Annotated in this window: 18 protein-coding genes, 1 pseudogene and 1 riboswitch; of the genes and pseudogenes, 2 read left to right on the top strand and 17 right to left on the bottom strand. The window is 27.3% G+C overall.

The genetic code is table 11. From position 1 onward, the window contains the following. Positions 1-3 precede the first annotated feature (3 nt). From ACFIJ5_RS09015 to ACFIJ5_RS08970, 10 genes and pseudogenes are all read right to left on the bottom strand, one after another. On the bottom strand, positions 4-756 hold the full coding sequence (locus ACFIJ5_RS09015) for an ABC transporter ATP-binding protein (protein ID WP_379806210.1): 753 nt from the start codon (positions 754-756) through the stop codon (positions 4-6). Next, the gene (locus ACFIJ5_RS09010; protein WP_379809581.1) at positions 753-1757 is read right to left on the bottom strand and encodes a FecCD family ABC transporter permease; all 1005 of its coding nucleotides are present in this window, start codon (positions 1755-1757) and stop codon (positions 753-755) included. Before ACFIJ5_RS09010 ends, ACFIJ5_RS09015 begins: the two co-directional genes overlap by 4 nt. A 358-nt stretch (positions 1758-2115) precedes the next feature. Next, positions 2116-2913 (bottom strand): MetQ/NlpA family ABC transporter substrate-binding protein, encoded by a 798-nt coding sequence (locus ACFIJ5_RS09005; RefSeq protein ID WP_379806208.1) that lies wholly within the window; start codon positions 2911-2913, stop codon positions 2116-2118. 22 nt (positions 2914-2935) lie between these two features. Further along, complete coding sequence (locus ACFIJ5_RS09000; RefSeq protein WP_379806206.1) at positions 2936-3592, bottom strand: methionine ABC transporter permease; 657 nt, start codon at positions 3590-3592, stop codon at positions 2936-2938. Positions 3593-3598: 6 nt separating this feature from the next. Then, positions 3599-4554, bottom strand: a pseudogene (locus tag ACFIJ5_RS08995) (methionine ABC transporter ATP-binding protein). Positions 4555-4842: 288 nt separating this feature from the next. After that, positions 4843-6537: a methyl-accepting chemotaxis protein gene (locus ACFIJ5_RS08990; RefSeq protein ID WP_379806204.1), complete on the bottom strand. Its 1695-nt coding sequence runs from the start codon at positions 6535-6537 to the stop codon at positions 4843-4845. Positions 6538-6667: 130 nt separating this feature from the next. Next, positions 6668-6751: riboswitch (cyclic di-GMP riboswitch) on the bottom strand. A gap of 289 nt (positions 6752-7040) precedes the next feature. Then, positions 7041-9053: an FtsX-like permease family protein gene (locus ACFIJ5_RS08985; RefSeq protein ID WP_379806202.1), complete on the bottom strand. Its 2013-nt coding sequence runs from the start codon at positions 9051-9053 to the stop codon at positions 7041-7043. Continuing rightward, a complete protein-coding gene (locus ACFIJ5_RS08980; protein WP_379806200.1) occupies positions 9043-9810 on the bottom strand; it encodes an ABC transporter ATP-binding protein in 768 nt (255 codons plus the stop codon). The genes ACFIJ5_RS08985 and ACFIJ5_RS08980 overlap by 11 nt, the downstream gene beginning before the upstream one ends. Before the next feature lie 152 nt (positions 9811-9962). Continuing rightward, positions 9963-10979: a sensor histidine kinase gene (locus tag ACFIJ5_RS08975; RefSeq protein ID WP_379806198.1), complete on the bottom strand. Its 1017-nt coding sequence runs from the start codon at positions 10977-10979 to the stop codon at positions 9963-9965. Further along, positions 10976-11644: a response regulator transcription factor gene (locus ACFIJ5_RS08970; protein ID WP_379806196.1), complete on the bottom strand. Its 669-nt coding sequence runs from the start codon at positions 11642-11644 to the stop codon at positions 10976-10978. Before ACFIJ5_RS08970 ends, ACFIJ5_RS08975 begins: the two co-directional genes overlap by 4 nt. Positions 11645-12095: 451 nt before the next feature. Between ACFIJ5_RS08970 and ACFIJ5_RS08965 the strand changes: the two genes are divergently transcribed. After that, positions 12096-12491 carry a YxeA family protein gene (locus tag ACFIJ5_RS08965; protein WP_379806194.1) on the top strand — a complete coding sequence of 132 codons (396 nt, stop codon included), beginning with the start codon at positions 12096-12098 and terminating at the stop codon, positions 12489-12491. Positions 12492-12634: 143 nt separating this feature from the next. Here the strand turns inward: ACFIJ5_RS08965 and bioB are convergent, their stop codons facing one another. The 7 genes from bioB to ACFIJ5_RS08930 all read right to left on the bottom strand — a co-directional run bounded on the left by bioB (position 12635) and on the right by ACFIJ5_RS08930 (position 20480). Then, positions 12635-13606, bottom strand: coding sequence for a biotin synthase BioB (gene bioB / locus ACFIJ5_RS08960; protein WP_379806192.1), 972 nt, complete (start codon positions 13604-13606; stop codon positions 12635-12637). Positions 13607-13698: 92 nt separating this feature from the next. Further along, complete coding sequence (rsgA, locus tag ACFIJ5_RS08955; protein WP_379809580.1) at positions 13699-14076, bottom strand: ribosome small subunit-dependent GTPase A; 378 nt, start codon at positions 14074-14076, stop codon at positions 13699-13701. A gap of 500 nt (positions 14077-14576) precedes the next feature. Further along, on the bottom strand, positions 14577-16205 hold the full coding sequence (locus ACFIJ5_RS08950) for a vanadium-dependent haloperoxidase (protein ID WP_379809579.1): 1629 nt from the start codon (positions 16203-16205) through the stop codon (positions 14577-14579). A gap of 283 nt (positions 16206-16488) precedes the next feature. Beyond that, positions 16489-16842: a P-II family nitrogen regulator gene (locus ACFIJ5_RS08945; protein ID WP_379806190.1), complete on the bottom strand. Its 354-nt coding sequence runs from the start codon at positions 16840-16842 to the stop codon at positions 16489-16491. Between the two features lie 14 nt (positions 16843-16856). After that, a complete protein-coding gene (locus tag ACFIJ5_RS08940; RefSeq protein ID WP_379806188.1) occupies positions 16857-18068 on the bottom strand; it encodes an ammonium transporter in 1212 nt (403 codons plus the stop codon). Positions 18069-18347: 279 nt separating this feature from the next. Continuing rightward, positions 18348-18863 (bottom strand): hypothetical protein, encoded by a 516-nt coding sequence (locus tag ACFIJ5_RS08935; protein WP_379806186.1) that lies wholly within the window; start codon positions 18861-18863, stop codon positions 18348-18350. A 165-nt stretch (positions 18864-19028) separates the two neighbouring features. Continuing rightward, positions 19029-20480 carry a sensor histidine kinase gene (locus ACFIJ5_RS08930; RefSeq protein ID WP_379806184.1) on the bottom strand — a complete coding sequence of 484 codons (1452 nt, stop codon included), beginning with the start codon at positions 20478-20480 and terminating at the stop codon, positions 19029-19031. Positions 20481-20754: 274 nt separating this feature from the next. Here ACFIJ5_RS08930 and ACFIJ5_RS08925 point away from each other — a divergent pair, with 274 nt between their 5' ends. Continuing rightward, positions 20755-20991 carry an SHOCT domain-containing protein gene (locus ACFIJ5_RS08925; protein WP_379806182.1) on the top strand — a complete coding sequence of 79 codons (237 nt, stop codon included), beginning with the start codon at positions 20755-20757 and terminating at the stop codon, positions 20989-20991. Positions 20992-21042 lie beyond the last annotated feature (51 nt).

Below are 21042 nucleotides of genomic sequence, written 5' to 3'. Positions count from 1 at the left end.
ATATTATACTGGTATTATTACAGGAGTATTTTTAAATTCCTCAATTCTTACAGGAACTGAATAAACACTCTCAATATTTTTAGGAGTTATTACCTCATTTCCACCGGCTGCAAAAACTTCACCATTTTTAAGTAATATAAACTTATCTGCAAAACGAATAGCTAAATTCAAATCATGCATTGTCACTATAGCTGATATTTGCTTAGTTTTAACTACTTTTTTTATTGTCTTAATTACTTCAAGTTGATTTTTTAAATCAAGATTACTTGTAGGTTCATCAAGCATGAGTACCTTAGGTTCTTGAGCCAATGCTCTTGCAATCAAAACTTTTTGAAATTCTCCACCACTTAATTCATCTGTATATCTTAAAGAATACTTTTCTAATCCTAACATTTTCATAGCCATATTTACTATATTTAAATCTTTCTTTGTAACATCCCACTTAATATATGGTTTTCTTCCAAGTAATACTGTATCAAAAACTGTAGTTCTAGAAAATTGACTACTTTGAGCAACATATCCTATTTTTTGTGCTAATTTTATTCGACTTAATTTGTAAACTTCATCTTTTTCAACAAAAACAGTACCTTTTTGAGGTTGTAAAATTCTATTTAAACATTTCAGCAAAGTTGATTTTCCCGTTCCATTCGTTCCTAATATTACTAAACATTCACCTTTTTCTATTGAAAAATTTATATTGTTTAATATTTGGTGACTTGGATACTTAAAATCTAATCCTTTAACAGACATAATCATCTTCTTTTACCTCCTTTTATAAGTAAATAAAGGAATAGTGGCGCTCCAAGGAATGATGTTATAACTCCAACAGGAAGCACTACCGGTGCTATAATTGTTCGTGCTAAAGTATCAGATATTAAGAGAAGTAATGATCCTGTAAGTGCTGATACTGGAATTAAAAAACGATGATCAGATCCTACAACTCTTCTCATTATTTGAGGACCTATAAGTCCAATAAAGCCTATGATTCCGAGAAAAGAAACTGCCACAGCAGTAATTACAGACGAAATAAACATTCCCCCAAAACGTACTCTCTCTACATTAACTCCAAGACTTTTTGCAGATTCTTCCCCACTGTCAAGAGCATTATAATCCCATCTTCTAAACATAAAATAAACCATCGCTATACAAACTATTATTGCCATTATAATTACCTCATTCCAAGATGCTCGTCCCAAATCTCCAAAAGTCCAAAATACTGCTGCCGCTACTTGAACATCTTGAGCAAAGTATTGAATCAAAATCGTTCCTGCTGAAAAAAGAGAGCCAAGAGCTACTCCAGCTAAAACTATAGATTCAGCTGAAAATCCTCGTGATTTAGCAAGCATCAAAACAACTAAAGCAGCTGCCATAGCACAAACAAAAGCTGACACAGTAACTATGTACGGATTATTTATAATAACAGCATCTGCACTTGAACTTCTTATACTACCTGCCCCTAACACTATAATAGCAATATTAGCTCCAAAAGCAGCTGCATTTGATATTCCTAAAGTTGATGGAGATGCCAATGGATTTCTCAAATTACTCTGCATTACACAACCAGCCACTGATAAACCTGCTCCTGCAATAACTGCAGATAGCACTCTTGGTAAACGTATCCGCCAAATTACAATATCTGCAACATTACTTCCTTGTCCAAAAATTGACGTAAATACTTGATATGGATTTAAATTAGAAGACCCAGCATTAATTGCTAAAATAGCTAAAATTAAAACCATAATTAGTAAGGTTATCATTACAATTATCTTTTTTCCTGTATATTTTTTATATACATTTCTGCCATCGAATTTTTCTTCTAAAGTTAATTCATGTTTCAAGTCCTTTCAATCCTCCTTTTAAATTAAAATAAAAAAACCCACAAAAGTACCATGATATACAGTACCCTTCGTGGGTTTATTCCTACAAATATTTACTTTTTAGTATAAATTAATAACTTAAGTTATAGAATCTTCGTGACTCCTATGAAAATATAACATATGTATCATATTTTGTCAATATTGTTAATGTTTTATTTAATTTTAAGATTATAAAAAATCTAATTTATTAAAACACTTTTTCATCTTTCAAAATTAAATATCTAAATATTAAATAACTCTAAAATAAAGCAGTCTTTGTTCCTTTTGTATTATTTAAAATGAACTTTTTAACTTCATTACTTGTCAATGCTTTTTCTAATTCCTTTGCCCATTCTTTTTCATCTTTAACTGCTAAAATTATACCATCTTCCCTTGCAAATGCCAAAGCACTTTCTGGATTTTTACCATCATGAAGCATTACATCAGCCATAACTACAGCCATATCAGTATCATTTAGTGCATTTGCTAAATTCAATCTTTCCATTTCTATAAATTTTAAGTTATGTTTATTTTCAATAATATCTAACACCGTTGGTGCTTTTACACCATTTTTAAGTTTTATTATTCCTTCTTTATTTAATAAATTTAAAGCTAAAGCTCTATTGGTTGCATCATTTGCTATAGCAACTCCCATTCCATCCTTAATTTCAGATATACTTTTAACTTTATTAGAATATAGTCCTATCCTAAATGCAAATACTTCTTTTCCATATGATTTTATTTTTGTTCCTCTATCTTTGTTGAAGTTATCCAAATAATCTTTGTATTGATAAAAATTAGCATCTATACTTCCATCATTTACTGCAAGATTAGGTGTTATAGCATCATCAAAAACTTTTATTTTCATTTCATACTTATTACTTTTATCAAACACTTTTTTAGCTTCTTCCAATACATCTTTTGATATAACTGATGTTCCTACGGTTATAACTTGTTTACCACTTGATTTTTTAGCACTACCTTCTGTTTTACTTCCACATCCTACTAATCCAAATGTTAATACTAACATTGATAAAATACTTATTACTCTTTTCATTTTTATTTTATCCCCCTTACGTTTATTTTAATTTTTTATATGTAAAGTTTCCTATAAACTGTACAATCTGAACTACTATTATTAATAAAATTACAGTACTATACATTATAGTTTTATTAAAGCTTTGGTAACCATAAGTTAACCCTACTGCACCTAATCCGCCAGCACCTATTGCTCCTGCCATCGCTGTTAATCCTAATATAGATATTATAGCTAGTGTTAAATTTGAAATTATTGATGGTACTGCTTCTTTTATTAATACTCTAAATATTATTTGGCTATTAGAAGCACCAAATGACTTAGCTGCTTCTACTAAACTAGGGTTTACTTCTTTTAAACTACTTTCTATCAATCTTGCTATAAATGGAGAAGCTGCTATAGTTAATGGTACTATTGCTGCCTTTTCACCTATAGAAGTTCCTACAATACCTCGCGTAAATGGTATTATTGCTACTGCAAGTATAATAAATGGAACTGATCTTAATATATTAATTATTGAACCTAGCAATCTATAAACTATTTTATTAGGTTTTAGTCCTTTTTCATCTGTTACTACTAATATTATCGCTAATACAAATCCAAATATAGTTGATAATATTGCTGATATCATTATCATATATAATGTATCCCACAGACTAGGAAGTATTATTTTTGTTAATAATGTTATTATGTCATTCAACTTAATTTACCTCCATTCAATTTCTTTTTCATTTAGAAAATTTATAACTTTAGATTTATCTTCTTCTTTTATATTTATAATAAAAGATCCTAATATTTTATCTCTGTATTTATCAACGCCTCCCCAAGCTAATGAATATTTAACTCCTGTTTCTATTGCTAAACTAGATAAAATCATTCCTTTTTGTGTATTTTCTCTATCTATTATTTCTATGTCAACTCCACCATTTGAAATTATGTTATATCCTGATTCCCCTAATAATTCTCCTAATACTTTAGGCTTATCTAAAAATATATCTTCTACTCTTCCTTTTGCCTCCAACTTACCTTTGCTTAATATTGCCATTTTATTACATACTTGTTTTACAACATTCATTTGATGAGTTACTACTACTATAGTTATACCTAATTCTTTATTTATTTTTGTAAGTAATTCTAATATAGAATTTGTTATATTTGGATCTAATGCAGATGTAGCTTCATCACAAAGTAATATTTTAGGTTCTAGTGTAAGTGCTCTTGCTATTGCTACTCTTTGTTTTTGTCCACCACTTAATTCTTTTGGTTTTGAGTTTATCTTATCTCCTAAATCTACTAGTTCTAGCAACTCCTTTACTTTACAATCTATATCCTTTTTTTGTATTTCCAACACTTCATAGGTAGTGATACGTTTTCATAAACTGTTTTTCTATCAAGTAATGAAAATTGTTGAAATATCATCCCTATATTTTTTCTAAATTCTCTTAGTTCTTTTTCATTTAAATCCTTTACTTCTATACCATCTACGTTTAAACTACCTCCTTGATATGATTCAAGGCCATTTATACACCTTAAAAGTGTTGATTTTCCTGCTCCACTTACTCCCAAAAGTCCATATATATCTTGTCTATTTATTTCCACATTTATATCTTTCAATATTTCTGTGTTTCCATAACATTTCTGTAAATTAGATATTTTTATCATATAGTACAACTCCTTATCCAACAATTCCTACATTTCAATTTTTATCTTTTTTTAACAATTATGTTTTATTTTCGATTTTTTAGTGATATTTTCGTCATTATTATACATTTATGAATTTTAATACTTTATATTATAAATTTCTATAATTATAGTAAAAATAAATAATTGTACCCATTATTATATATTTTTTAAATAGATTCTAAATAAAAAATTCCGAAGCAAAGCTTCGGAATTTTAATATTATTTCAACTTTAATTTTTATACTTTTTCACTTTTACCTATAAATGTTTACTCTACTTTAAACCTATTAACCATTTCATTAAGCCTTTGAGCAAGTTCATTTTGATTTTGTGCAGAACCATCAACTTGTTTCATTTCACTAAACACATCATTTACACTAGAATTTATTTCATCAGTATTTTCCGATGATTTTTGTGCAACATCTGCCATGACTTGTACTGCTTCACTTACTTGATTTATGGTAGCATTTATTTCTTCTGTCATAGCTGCCAATTCTTCTGACATTTTACTTACATAATCCGCATCATTATAATATTCAGTACCCATTTTAGCAAATGAATCAATCTGAGGATTTATATGTTCATTAATAAATTTTAATATTTCTCTACTATTATCAGAAAGATTTTCAAATGCATCTTGAACTTTAGTTATAGTATTTTTAATATCTGATACTGCTTCTGAAGATTGTTGTGCAAGATCTTTTACACCATTTGCTACTACTGCAAAACCCTTTCCTTGCTCACCTGCTCTTGCTGCTTCTATAGATGCATTTAGTGCAAGTAAATTTGTCTGCTCTGCTATATCAGCAATAGTATCTGCCATAACATTAATATTATCTACTACTTTTATATTTTCAATGGCTTTCAATATATTTTGTCTTTTTTCTTCATATAAATTTTCTATTTCTTTTATAGCATTCTTACTATCATTTTGGACTTTTACTGCCCTTTCTTTAAACTCATTTGAATTGTTGCTTGCATCCAATGCTTTCATAGATAGTTCACTAACACTAGAATCCACTTCTTCTACAGATGCTGTAATTTCTTCTGCTGAAGCACTAGTTTCTTGTACTCCTCCAGTTATCACATTAGTAGATTCACTTACATATTTAAGTTTTAAATTCATGTCTTTAACTACTTCTGAAAGTTTTTCACTTGATGAATTCAAGTTATTAGAATCATTCAACATCTCTTTAATTAAATTAATTAAATCTTTCTGCATTAAGTTAACTGATTTTGCAAGCTGTCCTACTTCATCATTACGTTTTAAAAACTTATTTGAAATAACTTTAGTAAAATCTCCTTTTGAAATTAAGTTTAAACTCTTAATAACATTTTCTATTGGTTTAGCTATATTAGTTTCTAAAATTAATCCTATGATAACACCTATAATTAACTGTCCTATAATAAGTACAATTGCTAAAACCTTCATATGTTTAACAATACTTTCTGATTTTAAAACTGCCTCCTCACCATTTTGAGATTGCTTAGAAATAAAATCATCTAGAGTATTAAACAAATCTTTTTCTTCTTTTATAAGAATAAACATTTCGTCATTACTAAGTTTAGATATATCTTTCATTTTTAAAATATTTTTTACATGTGAAAAATATTTATCTGATTGTTTGTCCATTTTATTTAATATTGACTTTTCTTCTTCTGAGAAAACTTTACCTTCTAATTCTTTATATCCTTTTTGGAAACTGTTAATTCCTCCATTAATCCATCCTTTTTTCTTATTAAGAACTTTTACACTTTTTTCTATTCTTATGTCTCGTACATTTATTCCACATCCGTTTATATTATTCCTTAATTCTTCAATTATTCTTACCTTTTCGTTAATATTCCAGCTTGCTTCTAAGGTACTTATTTTTGACAATATACTTATGGAAAATATAATTGTAAAAATAAGCATTATACCAAAAGACATAAACATTTTTGCCCTAAATTTTAAATTTTTCATTTAATATCCCTTCTTTCTTTAAATAAGACATTACTTAATAGTTACTTAATTTTCCGCTCATCATCTCCTGATTTAATATAATGAACAAAAGCACCTATTGCATAAAAAAGACAACAATTAATCATACTAATTAATCGTTGTCCGGTTGCACCATTAACTCAAAATTCTCCAGGTGCCCATATAAAGAGAATTTTTCATTGTTTCCAACTTTTATAATAATTATGCATATATACTTTATATATAAATTATACCTTTTTAATACATATTTTTCAATAAAAATATATTTTTTATCTATTTCATACATAAAATAGAATTTTTCTTTATTAATCGATTACATATAACATATTTTGAATATTTTATAACTTTAAGCAAATATAATTTTACTCAAATAAAACTAGTTTTTAGATGAGGTTTATCTTTATCTAAAAACTAGTTTTATTATCTAAACATATATAAACTTAAAAGTAACTAATCATATACTACTAATTAAAACAAAGATTAAATCAATTATTCTTAACTATACTCTTATATCCCAAATAAGTGGCATAAAAATATATACCATATATTGCAATAATAACACCTGTAGTTACTGTTATAGTTGGCAGCACATTTATTAATTTAAATGCATACTCTGATGCCCTATTTAAAACTTGCAGTGCTGCTGCAAAATGTATCAAGGCCAAACCAAGAGGTAACATAAAGTGTATTAAAATTTGAGTGAATATTGTTTTATTTATCATGTATTGTGATACTCCTATTTTTTTCAGTGCTCTATATCTACTAAAACTATCACTAGCCTCTGTTAATTCTTGAATAGCTAATACTGCTGCACTTGATATTAAAAATACAAAACCTAAATAAGTTCCTATATATAATAATGTACCTATACCTTTTTTAGTATTATCATACATTTCTTTTTTACTGCTTGTTGATATAGTAAATCCATATTTCTTCAATCCCTTATCCAAATCCATATTAGGGGCATCCACATATTCTGGTCTTTTAAACTTTTCATCTAATACTTTTATCTTCTCTGCAAGTTCTATTTTATCTTTTTCACTTGCATTTATATTTATTGTTGAAGAAACTTTAATCATATTTTTTACAGAATCATCATGTACTACTGCAGTTAAATTATAAGATTTTTCTTGTATTCCTACATTATTTTTTATAAAATAATTCTTATTGCCAATCTTTATTTTTCTTTCTTTATTCATTAATTTTTTCAATGCTTCGTTTTCATCTTCATTACCTGTTAATATTAAAACTTCATTCTCTTTTAATCCTATTGTAGATTCTCCTTTTAATTTTCTCATTTTGTTATATTGTGATATTTTTATAACTCCTAAATGTCCAACATAACTTTTGAGCCTTTTTTTTAACTTTTCATTTGCATATTCACTTAAAAGATTAGATACTTTAATATTTGTATTATAATAATCTACTACTTGATATTTATAAGAATCTTTTAATTTAAAATCCACCTTTTTTAAAGCTTCTTCTATATCTTGAACTTTTTGTTTTTCATCACTAATATTTAAAGTAATACTGGAATCAAAATGTATATTTTTTAAACCTTTTTCTGCAATATATTTAAAACTTAATCCAGTAGATAAAATTAAAATAGTCAAAAATAGCATAAGACTTATTACAGCCATAGATATAAAATTTGTATTTATCTTATTATTAAACTGTTTTACAACAAATATATTTAATTTCTTAAGATATATTCTCTTACTCTTTTTTAGGATAATCAACATAAATCCAGATAATCCCCAAAAGAATAAAAAAGTCCCTAAAACTCCTAATGGTATAGATAATGGAAAATTTGAATTTTTAGGAGTAGGTGCAAATTTCCATGCTAGATAATAAGCTGTACCCAAAACAATTAGTGATGCTATAAATATGATAACCGAAATTATAGGATTTCTAATTTTCATGTCCTCATTTTTCTTTGAAGCATTTATCATATCAATTAATTTCTGCTTCGATACAACTATTGTATTAAATATAATAGCTATCATAAACATTATGCCAAAATATATAATAGTTTTACTAATTGTACTGATGGACATAACAAATTTATACTCAGTCATATTAAATTCAAACAATTTTCCTGTAAGTATTGAAGTCCCTTGAGATAATACTATTCCTATTAACAACCCTAAAATTAATGATATAATCCCTACTATCAATGTTTCACAAATTAATATTTGAGATATTTTTTTTCTCGACATACCTAATGTGGCATATATTCCAAACTCTTTTTTACGCTTTTTTACTAAAGAATTATTAGCATATATAATAAGCCCGCCAAAAACAATTGATATAAATATAGATATGTATGATATTGCCTTAACTAATGCTTTTATTTTATTAACATCTTCCATTGCTGTCTGAGAACTGATTGAATTAAAATTATAAAAAATACATACTGATAATGTAAGGGTTATAAAATATAGTGCATAATCCTTAAAACTCTTTTTTACGTTGTTGATAGCTATTTTAAAATACATCTCTAGCATCACCACCTAAAAGAGTTACTACTTCAATTATCCTATTAAAAAATTCTTTTCTAGAATCATTTCCTCTAACTATTTCATTAAATATCTTTCCATCCTTTAAAAACAAAATTCTATGTGCATAACTTGCAGTAAAGGCATCATGAGTTACAAGCAATATAGTAGCTTTTAACTCTTTATTTAATCTTTCAAAGGATTCTAGCAGCAACCTTGAAGACTTAGAATCTAACGCCCCTGTAGGTTCATCTGCCAATATTAATGATGGATCAATAACTATTGCTCTAGCACAAGCTACTCTTTGTTTTTCTCCTCCTGACATTTCATAAGGGTATTTATTTAACACTGATAAAATACCAAGAGTTTTTGCAACTTTATTAATTAAATCATCTATTTCTTTAGGATTTCTTTCTTGTATTGTTAAAGCTAAAGCTATGTTTTCATATCCAGTTAATGTATCAAGCAAATTAAAATCTTGAAATATAAAGCCTAGTTCATCCCTTCTAAATTTATCTAACTTTTTAGATTTGAATTTTGTAATGTTTTGATCATTTATAATAATTTGACCTGTTGTTACATTATCAATTGTTGAAATACAATTTAAAAGTGTAGTTTTACCACTTCCTGATGGCCCCATTATTCCAACAAATTCACCTTTATCTACTTTAAAACTCACATCATCTAATGCCTTGGTCACATTTCCTTTTTTTCCGTAGTACTTTTCTACTTTATCCACATTCAATATGCTGTTCATGTCTATCTCCTCCATATAATTAACTCTTTCAAGAGTAATTATATTAAATTATTAAAGATTGAGATATTTCATTAGCTTTCATTAAACTTACATTTTCGTAAGAAAACAAAAACTCACATTATATAAAAAAGTGTAAGCAAAAAACTCACACATTAAATACCTAAACTATATTTACTTAATGGAAATATAATATTAACCTTTGTTCCCTGTCCTAATTTAGAAGTAATAGTTATTTGTAAACCTAACTTACTGCACAACTTCTTACAAAGATAAAGTCCCATTCCCGTAGATTTACTATACTTACGCCCATGCTCTCCTGTAAATCCTTTTTCAAACACTCTATTTATATCCTTTTCTGAAATTCCTATACCATTATCTTGAATTGTGAGTATTACATTATTCTCATTATTAGTAGAATATATTCTTATCTTTCCTTTTTCCTGTGATTTAACATATTTAATTGAATTAATTATGATTTGATTAAGTATAAATTTAACCCACTTTATATCACTGTACACAACTTCTTCTATTTCATCTAATTCTAAGCTTATTTTTTTATTTATAAAATCTTTAGAATTTCTTCTAATGACATCATTAACAACATTTCTTAGTTGAAATTTTTTTATTAAATAATCTTTACTAACATCATTACTTCTCGAATAATATAATGCCTGTTCAACAAATCCTTCTATCTTCTTTACTTCTTCACCTACATTATTCATAATAGGATTTTTGTTATTTTCTACAATTAACATACATGATGAAATAGGAGTCTTTATTTCATGAACCCATACCTCTATATATTCTCTATACTCCTTTTGAAGATTTTTATACTCATTTACATGTTCATGCATTTCTTTATTACATTCTCTTAAAACTTCATAAAAAAATCTTTCTTCTAAAGAATCAGGTTCTTCCATAACTTCTGGAAGTAGATATTTTTTATCAAGTTTATGTAATACAGAATCTATATTATTATAAAATTTTTTGTGCTTAATAAACTCTATAGTAATGTAAGATATCAATGGTAAAAACCATATGATGAACATATAAAACATTACAATACTTTCTATATTTACTGCTGTAAATACTAAAACAACTATAAAAAATATTATAAAATTTATAAATAAAAATAAAAACCTCTCTTTTAAATATTCTTTTATATTCATGGCATTATATACCCCAATCCTCTTCTAGTTTCTATTACATCTTTTACCCCTATTTCTTCAAGTGTTTTTCTTAGTCTTGCTACATTAACAGATAGTGTATTATCATCAATAAAAACATCTGAATTCCATAAGTATTCCATTAATTCGTCTCTTGATACTATAGTTCCCCTATTCTTCATTAAATAAGAAAGTATCTTTAATTCATTTTTAGTTAATTGTTCTGTATTTTCTTTATAAGTGACACAACCATTTGATAAATTCAGTTCCATTTCTTCATAAAATAATACATCTTTGTAGTTATTCTTGGTAACTCTTTTTAAAACTGCAGAAATACGTGCTAAAAGTATTTGTGTATTATAAGGTTTGTTTACAAAATCATCTGCTCCCAAATTCATACTCATAAGTTCATCTACTTCACTATCTCTGCTTGTAACTACTATTATAGGTATGTCTGATTTTTTTCTAACTTCTCTACATATATAATATCCATCAAAAACTGGTAAATTTATATCCAATAATATTAAATCCGCCTTTGCTTTTTCTATATATTCAACTATATTTTCAAAATCGTTTGGAGCATCAATCTCATAACCGTATTTAGATAAAAATGTTTTAAGTTCTTCTCTTATAGTTTCTGCATCTTCGATTATAATAATTTTTTTCATAGCTACCTCCAAATTTAAGATATACTTTACTCAAGCTACGGGAAATGATATCTTGCTTAGAAACCTTTCACTTCAGTAACAAGTTCTAAGCTTTACTCATGTTGAAAAAAGATTTTTTAATTAATATTCCGTAGGAATCAGTAATTAAAAAATAACTTTTTTCAAATTCGTAAAGCTAAGAACTTGTAGACTTTGTTCAAATGTTTCTTACGCAATATATCATTTTCCTTCACTAAGCAGTATTTTTTAATGCGAAAGTTAAGTAATTCATTAATAAATATTATATCAATATATATTTTATATAACAATTAAATATCAAATATATGTTGAAATACAGTCTTATGAACTTTTCTTACGTAAATGTAAGATTAATGTCATCCACTTCAATTTTAACTGAAACAATTATTTGTTATCATAAATATAGAAAATTTAAAATTGTGAGGTGTCTATTATGAAGAGGAAATTTAAAATTATAGGAAGCATATTTATAATATTAACTATATTCATTGTATGTTTGGGCATAGCAGGAAAAAATAATTTTCTAGGTATGAAAAGGTGGGGTACAAAAAAATATTATGTTAAAATAAAAGTAAATGGAAATAAAAAACTCTTGGATACTAAGGAAGGTGAAAAATTTCCTGCTTATTTTTATAAAATGGATGCATATAATGAAGATGGAAATAAAATACCTGTTAATTTTCACAGTAGTAAAAACCTAAAACTTAATGCATATCTGCTTATTTACTCTTATAGCAAAAATAAAGAAAAGAGTAATTCTATAGAAAGTTATGAAGAGGTACCTGCCGATAAAGTACCTACAAAAGCTAAAAGTCACTTGGATAAATAAACCCATAACTATATCAAATTTTAATAAAAAAAAGGATATATTGGTATGAAAAACTTAATAAGTCTTTGCACCAATATATCCTTTACCTATATTAAATTCTATTTTGATATGAAAATCTGAGCATTGAAATTATTTAAAATAACCTATAATTTTTCTACTTCTAATCCTAAACTTTTAATCATGTGTATATCATCTTCTATGTTGTTTCCTGTAGTAGTTAAATAATTTCCTGTAAGAGCTGCATTAATACCACTCATAAATCCTTTTTTTCCAAAGTCCTGTAGTTGACCTCTTCCTCCTGCATATCTTATATAAGCATTAGGATTTATAAATCTAAATATTGCTATAGTTTTTAGTATTTCCTCATAACTCAATCTTTCTCTATTCTCAAGAGGTGTTCCCTTTATAGGTGTTAGTATATTTATTGGTATAGATTTAATATTAAGTTTTTGAAGATCTATGGCCATATTAATTCTATCTACCATAGTTTCACCCATACCTATAATTCCTCCAGAACAAACTTTAAGTCCAGCTTTTTGTGCATTTTTTATAGTCTTTATCCTATCTTCATAAGTATGCGTAGAACAAATTTTATTAAAATATTCTCTGCTTGTTTCTAAATTATGATGAAAAGCTTCCATTCCTACTTCTTTAAGTTTTTTCAAATTTTCATATGTTAATATTCCAAAAGAACCACATAACTTTAAATTTGTATTTACTTTAAGTTTTTTATAAATATCTAGTAATTTTTCAAAGTCATTACCTTGTAGCGCTCGTCCACTAGTAACTAAAGAAAATCTATGCACACCATGTTCTTCATTTTCCTTAGCTCTTTTTAATGCTTTATTAAAATCTATTAATTCATATTCATCTACATTTGTATTGTAATGACAGGATTGTGCACAGTATTTACAATCCTCACTACATCTTCCAGATTTAGCATTTATAATAGAGCACAACTCTACCTTATTACCCATACACTTTTCACGAATTCTATTTGCACCTTCAAATAATTTATCTAAATCTTCTACTTTTGAAAGTTCTATTGCTTCATTAAAATCAATGGATTTTCCTTCATAAATTTGTTTTTCTAACTTTTCTATTATGTTTTTCATAACTATAACCTCCACACATACTTTATTGTAAACCTTGTTCTCAACACAAGTTTACGATTATTTATTACCTGTGTCAAGGTATAGTTAATAATTCAACTCTTTTTCTTTATCCTTCTGTTCACTTTTTCTTTCCATTGTGCAAATGCAGCTTCTTTTTTAAGTTTTACATAGTTTTTCCATCTATCTTGTGAAAGCTCTCCGCTCTCTAAAGCCGCTTTTACTGCACATCCTGGCTCAGACTTGTGACTGCAATCCCGAAATTTACATCTCTTGGCTAGTTCTTCAACATCAGAAAACGTTGTATCTAATCCTTCTGACACATCCCACATACCAAGCTCTCTCATTCCTGGAGTATCAATTATCATTGCTCCATTTTCAAGCATAATAAGTTGTCTATGTGTAGTAGTATGACGTCCCTTACTGTCGTCTTCTCTTATATCATTAACCTTCATAATCTCACGATTTGCAATAAAATTTACAAGTTATAATATTATTAGTTAATTTTCTCATCACACATCTCTCCTTTCTTTGTATGTTTTAGTTAACTAAAAATGGGCATAAAAATACCGTAGACAAGCAACCTCCTTAGTTGGATGCTATCTACGGGTATCACTAAAATACGAACTCTTCGTCGCATTTTTTCTCATTATAAGCACCATATTTATATATTATGAAAGGTTAACTATATTTAGAAAATGTAACACAATCAAAAACATATGTTTATGGTCACATTTTCGCCCATATTTAGTTTTAAACTGTAATCACCTTTGTATTTGCATTCATTAAAAACATCTCCTTTCATAATAAAGTCATTAATTTTTAAAATAAATCTTTTACATTTATCATTATACATTTTTGAGAAAATTTTGTCAATTTTATATTACACTTAATAGAATTAATTTACTCTAGAAAAAAAAGATAGAAATCACCCTAGTGCTAAATAGCTATTTATTTTAACAAAATTCATTATTTAAATTATTACAGTAGTTCCATCAAATTTTGTAAAACAAAAACCTTTAAATTTTTCATTATAAGTTTCTTTAAAATCATGAAGTATACCAATGGCAACAGCTTCACCTAATTTTAATCCTTCTATTCCATCTGAACGCCAATGAACTCCTGCAGTATCACGACCAAGAGAAAGGTTAGAACCAAGTTTATTCAATTCTCCACCTACAGTCAATGGTCCATTTGAATATGGTAATAACGATAATCCATCTGCATTAGCTACAACTGGATCTGGTATAATAAACTCTTCATTAAAGAAAGCTTTCATCATAGTAACCCCTGCACCAGCAATACAAGCATGACCAGCTGGATAAGATGTATGTGTAGGAGAACCTTCTGGATACGCCATAGGAAGTAAATACGTTCCATATTTGTTGAAAATTTTAGAAATAGCCTTACAATTTAATAATTCAGAATTAATTGGATAACTAGCAGCACCTATTAATTCATTGTGAACACGTCCTCCAAATTCCTCTGGACGTAATCTACGATGCACCAAAAATTTTTGGAACCAAGCAGCTTCTAATGCTACTCTTGCTGATTTACCTATTAAATCTAAAATATATGCAGATCCAAATGTAACAAAACCAACTTGTGTTCTTGAGCATAAATAAGGATTTTCCGAACACATTGCCTTATCTCCAAAACCCAATAAGATTAAACAAGCATTTAAAACTGTTTGATAGGTAAAATCTCCATGAACCCATTCAGACAAATCTCTGCCACTACGTATATAGCGATGTTTAGGATCATATTCACCTGGACTACTAGGTTTTCCCCCATTTTGAATATTAAGCCATTCATCATAAGATGTCATATAATCTTTTCCTGGTAATGCAGTACGATATTGTTGTACAAGTGTTTTGGATCCAAATGGTACATCTTTATACAAAAATTGAGAAAGATAAGGTCCAACTAAATCCCCTTTTGTGTCTCCTCTAAATAATGTTTCCGTAGTAACCCTTCCATCTTGTTTTGGTCCATGATAATCTGAGAATTGTGACATATCATGTGCAGCTTCTATAATAAGTGAATTTTTATCATACTCTATAAAAGTCACATCACGAGTTATTGCTCTCCAATAGTCTTCAGCCATTTCGCTTGCCATCCATGCACTACTAAAATTAGGTGCTGGAGGCATAGTTAAATGCTGAGAATTAGGTCCTATCAAATCAAACGCATAAGATGCTTGAGGATTGGCAAGCTTTCTAATCCCTCCTAAAAGTATCTCTTCAAACATATCAGGATTACCTGTAGTTAATGCCTTAAGCCATATATTGTATGCATTTATATCAACCTCACCTAATTTATTGTGTGGTAATGCTTTAGAATAATTGGCAATTTTATTTGGATACAATCCTCCATCTCCATTACAAGGATGTCCTGGAATAGGAAGATTTTTTTGAAAACTTGCTGCATCCTTACGAATTTTAAATGCTTTTTCACTACATTGAAGTGGAGTTAATGGTCCAACTTCACAAGATTTAGTTGAGTTTAAGTTATGATTTGAGTTTTCTTTTTTGATTACACTAGTTTTACGAACTTGATTTTTTTCTTTTTTTTCCTCTTTATCAACTCTATTTCTTGACATATCATCACATTTTTCTACCTTACATACCTCTGATTCAATAAATTTATTTGTCATTTTTTAACCTCCTATAAAAATATGCACACTACAATATATGTATTTACACCTTGGAGATTACTTAAAATCATAATATTTATTATAATTTTAATCATATTATGGTACTAGCAAAAAAATTAATATAAATTTGTTAAAAACCATTAGTATATCATTTTTCAATATTATTCTTTGATAGAAGTTTATTTAATTTAAAAGGTAAAGACTTCAAAAACGCCACTTAAAGTTTTACCTATAATAATGCTGCTTTATCTTCTTCACCAGTTCTAATTCTGATGACCTTATCCACATCATAGACAAATATTTTTCCATCTCCTATTTCTCCAGTATGTAATATTTCCTGTGCTGTTTTTATTACTAATTCCACTGGAACACTGCAAACAACTATTTCTAATTTTACTTTAGGTAATAAATTTATTTCATATGGAACTCCTCTATAATATTCAGTAACTCCTTTTTGAGTTCCACATCCTAAAACTTGAGTAACAGTCATCCCAGTGATTCCAATTTTATTTAAAGCTTCTTTTAAGTCTTCAAATTTACTATTTCGAGTAACTATTTCAATTTTAGTCATTTTATCTTTCATATTTTCCCCTCCTTCTATAAATCAATATATGCAGATATCCCATGTTCTATTGTATCTAATCCTGAAAGTTCTTCATGATGTTTCACTCTAAGCCCTATATTTTTCTTAATTAAAATAAAAGCAATATAAGAAAGAACAATTGCTGTAGCAGCACAAATTACTACTCCTAATATTTGAATTCCTAAAAGTTTAAATCCACCTCCATAGAACAATCCTTTATCCGTCGCAAATAAACCAATAGCAACAGTTCCAAAAGTACCACATACCCCATGAACTGAAATAGCACCTACTGGATCATCTATTTTTAATACTGTATCTATAAATTCAACAGATAGAATCATAATAATACCGGCAATAGCTCCAATTATCATTGCTCCAAAATAAGAAATCATAGAAGCTCCTGCAGTTACTCCTACAAGTCCTGCTAAAGCACCATTTAAAGTAAGACCTGCATCAGGTTTTTTATATTTAATATAACTAAAAATTGCACTAGATGCTGTAGCCATAGCTCCACCTAATAAAGTTGTAACAGCTGCATGAGCCGTTAATTCTGATGTTATATCTAAAGTACTTCCTGGATTAAAACCAAACCATCCAAACCATAAAATCAAAGTACCTAAAGCGCCTAAAGGAATGTTATGTCCAGGTATTGCTTTTACTTTTCCATGTTTATATTTGCCTGCTCTTGCACCAACAAGTTTAGCACCAACAAAAGCTGCAAATCCTCCTACAGCATGTACAGCAGTACCACCAGCAAAATCTCTAAAACCCAATTCACTTAAAAATCCTCCACCCCAAATCCAATGACCAATTAGCGGATATATCAAAGTTGTTATTATAATACAGAATATTATATAAGAAGTAAATTTTGTTCTTTCCGCCATAGCTCCTGACACAATAGTTGCACAAGTAGCAGCAAAAATAGCTTGAAAAAAGAAAAATATTTCAAATGAAATTCCTGAAGAAGTTTTAGGTACATTGATAAGCATAAATCCATTACTTCCAAATACACTAAAAATGTCTTTACCATACATAATTCCATATCCTATTACAAAGAAACCTATTACTCCTATAGAAACAGTAACAAAATTTTTCATAATTATATTTACTGCATTTTTAGATTGTGTAAAACCAATCTCCACCATAGCAAAACCTGCATGCATTATAAATACCAAAATTGCTGCAATTAAAACCCACATTGAATTTAATAAAAATATTGTTTCCATAATTTCTCCTCCTAATCTTAGTATTTTATAACAGCTGCTTTTTTAAATCCATTTTTACAAAAACGTTTTTGTTTTAAAATTTTAGTAAAAATAAAATATAAAAGGCGCCTACAAATTAAGAGAAATTATTCTCTCATTTGTAGACGCCATTGCCTTTCAAATTTACTAAATTTTATATGTGTTTCATTATAATATACTTATTCATTGTTTTCAAGTTTTTTTTATAAATTAATTTAAAATTTAAAATAATCTATTAAATTATACCTAATGTTAAAGTACCTACTGTTCTCCCGTGCATTCTTGTTCACCTGCTTCCAAATATAACACCTTTTTTCTTCTCAATAGAAATATTCCTAAAATAATAAATATACTAGGTACCACTAATGATTTTATATAATGTACAATATAATAGCCTATATAATCTTCTATTATAGGAAATACGAAATTATTAACTATTGCTAAAACACCTGCTATAATTAAAAAATACCCAATAAATTTTCCTTGCTTATTTCCTCTTATCCAATTTCCATTATATCCTATATATGATAAAATTTCTAAATTGGAATCCACTAAAGGCTTATCACTCATAGCTTTTGACCTTACATCAAAAATACTATAAAACCATAATATAGGTAAAAAAATGACTAAAATCTCTAAATTTAAAGCATGTGCTAAAAATAAAGTACCAAAAAACATAAACATAAGCTGAATCCCCTGTCTTGTTAGTCCTAAATACATATGACCAGCTCCTGGCATTAAAGAAAAAAACATTGCTGTACCCTTTGAATTTTTCAAAATATATCCACTCCTTCTTTAATCTTCACTTTATATTTTCATTGTATATTACAATTCTTAATAATATGTTCAATAATTTATTAAGATTTCCTTAATAAAAACAAAAGTACATATTGCATAAAAAAAACATCTACTTCTCAGTAGATATTTAAAACTTTAAATATATTATACATCTGAAAATTCTATTTCTACATTTTTCATGCTTGTACCACTAAAAAACACATTATCCATATTATCATTTTCAATACGCTTTAATGGCAGTATTATTGTAAATTTAGTTCCTTTATTAATTTCACTTTGAAGTTCTATTTTTCCTCCTTGCATTTCTACAAAAGATTTTACAAGTGAAAGTCCTATACCACTTCCTTCATTATCTCTTACAAAAATATCTGATAACTGAGTAAATCTATTAAATATACTCTTATGCATATTCTTAGAAATACCCCTACCATTATCCTTTACATCTATAAAAATATTATCTTCTTTTTCATGTATATTAACTTCCACTTTACCTCCATTTTCAGTAAATTTAACAGCATTTGATAATAAATTTAAAATTATCCTCTCCATTTTTTCACTATCACATGCAATTACCTTCTCCTCAAATTCAGTATCAAATTCAACTTGTATACCTTTCTGCTCTGCATAAGGTACCATAGACAAAGTAATATTTTCTACCACCTCAATAATATTATAATTATGAAGATTCAATTCTAAAAATCCAGCCTCAATTTTACTCATGTCAATTAAATTATTGACTAATTTAATTAATCTATATGAATTTTGCTTCATAACCTTCAAATATTCTCCACACTTTTCATTTCTTGTATTTTTAGAGTGGTTTATTTCCAAAAGTTGAATGCTGCTAAAAATTATATTTATGGGAGTTCTTAATTCATGTGAAATATTTGCAATAAATTCTGTTTTTAACTTATCAAGCTCATATGCATCTTGAAGCAATTTTTCATTACTTTCAACTTTCTCTTCAAGCAATGTAATATCCTTTTTAAATTGTTTTTTTGTTTCTTCCACGAGAATTAAAATAATTGAAAGAGAAAGAGTTAATGTGTGTAACATATATGCTACTATATCAATGTAAAAATCTTGTCTTAACACAAATAACCATATTAGTCCAAAACAAATCTGAATTAAAGGAAAAAGAATATTACCAACTCCTAATAAAAATTTGCTAAAACTCTTATGTTTATTTTTCAATATTTTTACTCCAAAATAAATATATAAAAACATAAGTAGAATTTTATGATCCCATATACTAAGAGGTCTTACAAAATTTAAAGCTATTATATCTATAATGACAAATACTATACCTATGTAAAATACGTATTTTGAAATTCTAATTTTTAAATACTTTGCTATAGCATAATAAGCTGAAAAATGACTGCACAAGAAAAATAGTACTGCGAAACTAAGCATAACCTGATTTGGGTTAATTATTTTGGTAAATAATGTACAAACGACTGTCATTATGCCAAATACATGGCTTATAGATATATAATTAATATATTTTTTAGGATGAACCATATTAAATGATATGAAAATTAAAGCTAACGTTGCATAAAAAATTAGCAATATAAAATAAAAATTTATATTTTGCATAAATCACCTCTACTAAAGTATAATTTTTTCACAGCCTTGTATACCATACACATTTTATTTAATCTTTTACTAAACATACACTACCTAGAAAAATAATATGTTAATTATTATAATATCATAAATTTTATTTTATTAGTATAAAAAGCAGTTGGTAACATATATTCAATTTAACTATATTATCCATTTGAATTGTTTAATAAATATAGATAATCTTCATAATTGCTCCATAATTTTCGTATATAATTTAATTATAAAATTCAAAGGAGGAATGTACATGTTTCGTGGTTGTTTTGGTTATGGCTTTTCAAATGTAGGAACACCATATATGTTTGGATTTATGATTATTCGTTTTTTATTAATCATAGGTATAGTAGTAATTGCAGTTAAATTATTCAAAAATTATTTTATAAGTAACAACAATGCATTTAAAACTCTTGACAACCTGTATGCCAAAGGAGAAATCACTGAAGAAGAATATAAAAAACGAAAATCAATTATCAAAAATAACTAGAGAATATTCTCTAGTTATTTTTGATACAATAAACTTACATTAAAAAACCTA

Source organism: Haloimpatiens myeolchijeotgali (assembly GCF_042688525.2).
In the GTDB taxonomy this organism is placed as follows: Bacteria; Bacillota; Clostridia; order Clostridiales; family Clostridiaceae; genus Haloimpatiens.
The sequence above is the reverse complement of the archived record's forward strand: the minus strand, read 5'-3'. Positions and strand labels throughout refer to the sequence as shown.

Bases quoted from the DNA above. Each gene is read 5' to 3' on its own strand.
- ACFIJ5_RS09005 (WP_379806208.1), bottom strand. From the start codon at position 2,913: ATGAAAAGAGTAATAAGTATTTTATCAATGTTAGTATTAACATTTGGA.
- bioB (WP_379806192.1), bottom strand. From the start codon at position 13,606: ATGAAAAACATAATAGAAAAGTTAGAAAAACAAATTTATGAAGGAAAA.
- ACFIJ5_RS08940 (WP_379806188.1), bottom strand. From the start codon at position 18,068: ATGGAAACAATATTTTTATTAAATTCAATGTGGGTTTTAATTGCAGCA.
- ACFIJ5_RS08980 (WP_379806200.1), bottom strand. From the start codon at position 9,810: ATGAACAGCATATTGAATGTGGATAAAGTAGAAAAGTACTACGGAAAA.
- ACFIJ5_RS09010 (WP_379809581.1), bottom strand. From the start codon at position 1,757: ATGATAACCTTACTAATTATGGTTTTAATTTTAGCTATTTTAGCAATT.
- ACFIJ5_RS08985 (WP_379806202.1), bottom strand. From the start codon at position 9,053: ATGTATTTTAAAATAGCTATCAACAACGTAAAAAAGAGTTTTAAGGAT.
- ACFIJ5_RS08975 (WP_379806198.1), bottom strand. From the start codon at position 10,979: ATGAATATAAAAGAATATTTAAAAGAGAGGTTTTTATTTTTATTTATA.
- ACFIJ5_RS08950 (WP_379809579.1), bottom strand. From the start codon at position 16,205: ATGTCAAGAAATAGAGTTGATAAAGAGGAAAAAAAAGAAAAAAATCAA.
- ACFIJ5_RS08925 (WP_379806182.1), top strand. From the start codon at position 20,755: ATGTTTCGTGGTTGTTTTGGTTATGGCTTTTCAAATGTAGGAACACCA.
- ACFIJ5_RS08965 (WP_379806194.1), top strand. From the start codon at position 12,096: ATGAAGAGGAAATTTAAAATTATAGGAAGCATATTTATAATATTAACT.
- ACFIJ5_RS08990 (WP_379806204.1), bottom strand. From the start codon at position 6,537: ATGAAAAATTTAAAATTTAGGGCAAAAATGTTTATGTCTTTTGGTATA.
- ACFIJ5_RS08930 (WP_379806184.1), bottom strand. From the start codon at position 20,480: ATGCAAAATATAAATTTTTATTTTATATTGCTAATTTTTTATGCAACG.
- ACFIJ5_RS08945 (WP_379806190.1), bottom strand. From the start codon at position 16,842: ATGAAAGATAAAATGACTAAAATTGAAATAGTTACTCGAAATAGTAAA.
- ACFIJ5_RS08970 (WP_379806196.1), bottom strand. From the start codon at position 11,644: ATGAAAAAAATTATTATAATCGAAGATGCAGAAACTATAAGAGAAGAA.
- ACFIJ5_RS09015 (WP_379806210.1), bottom strand. From the start codon at position 756: ATGATTATGTCTGTTAAAGGATTAGATTTTAAGTATCCAAGTCACCAA.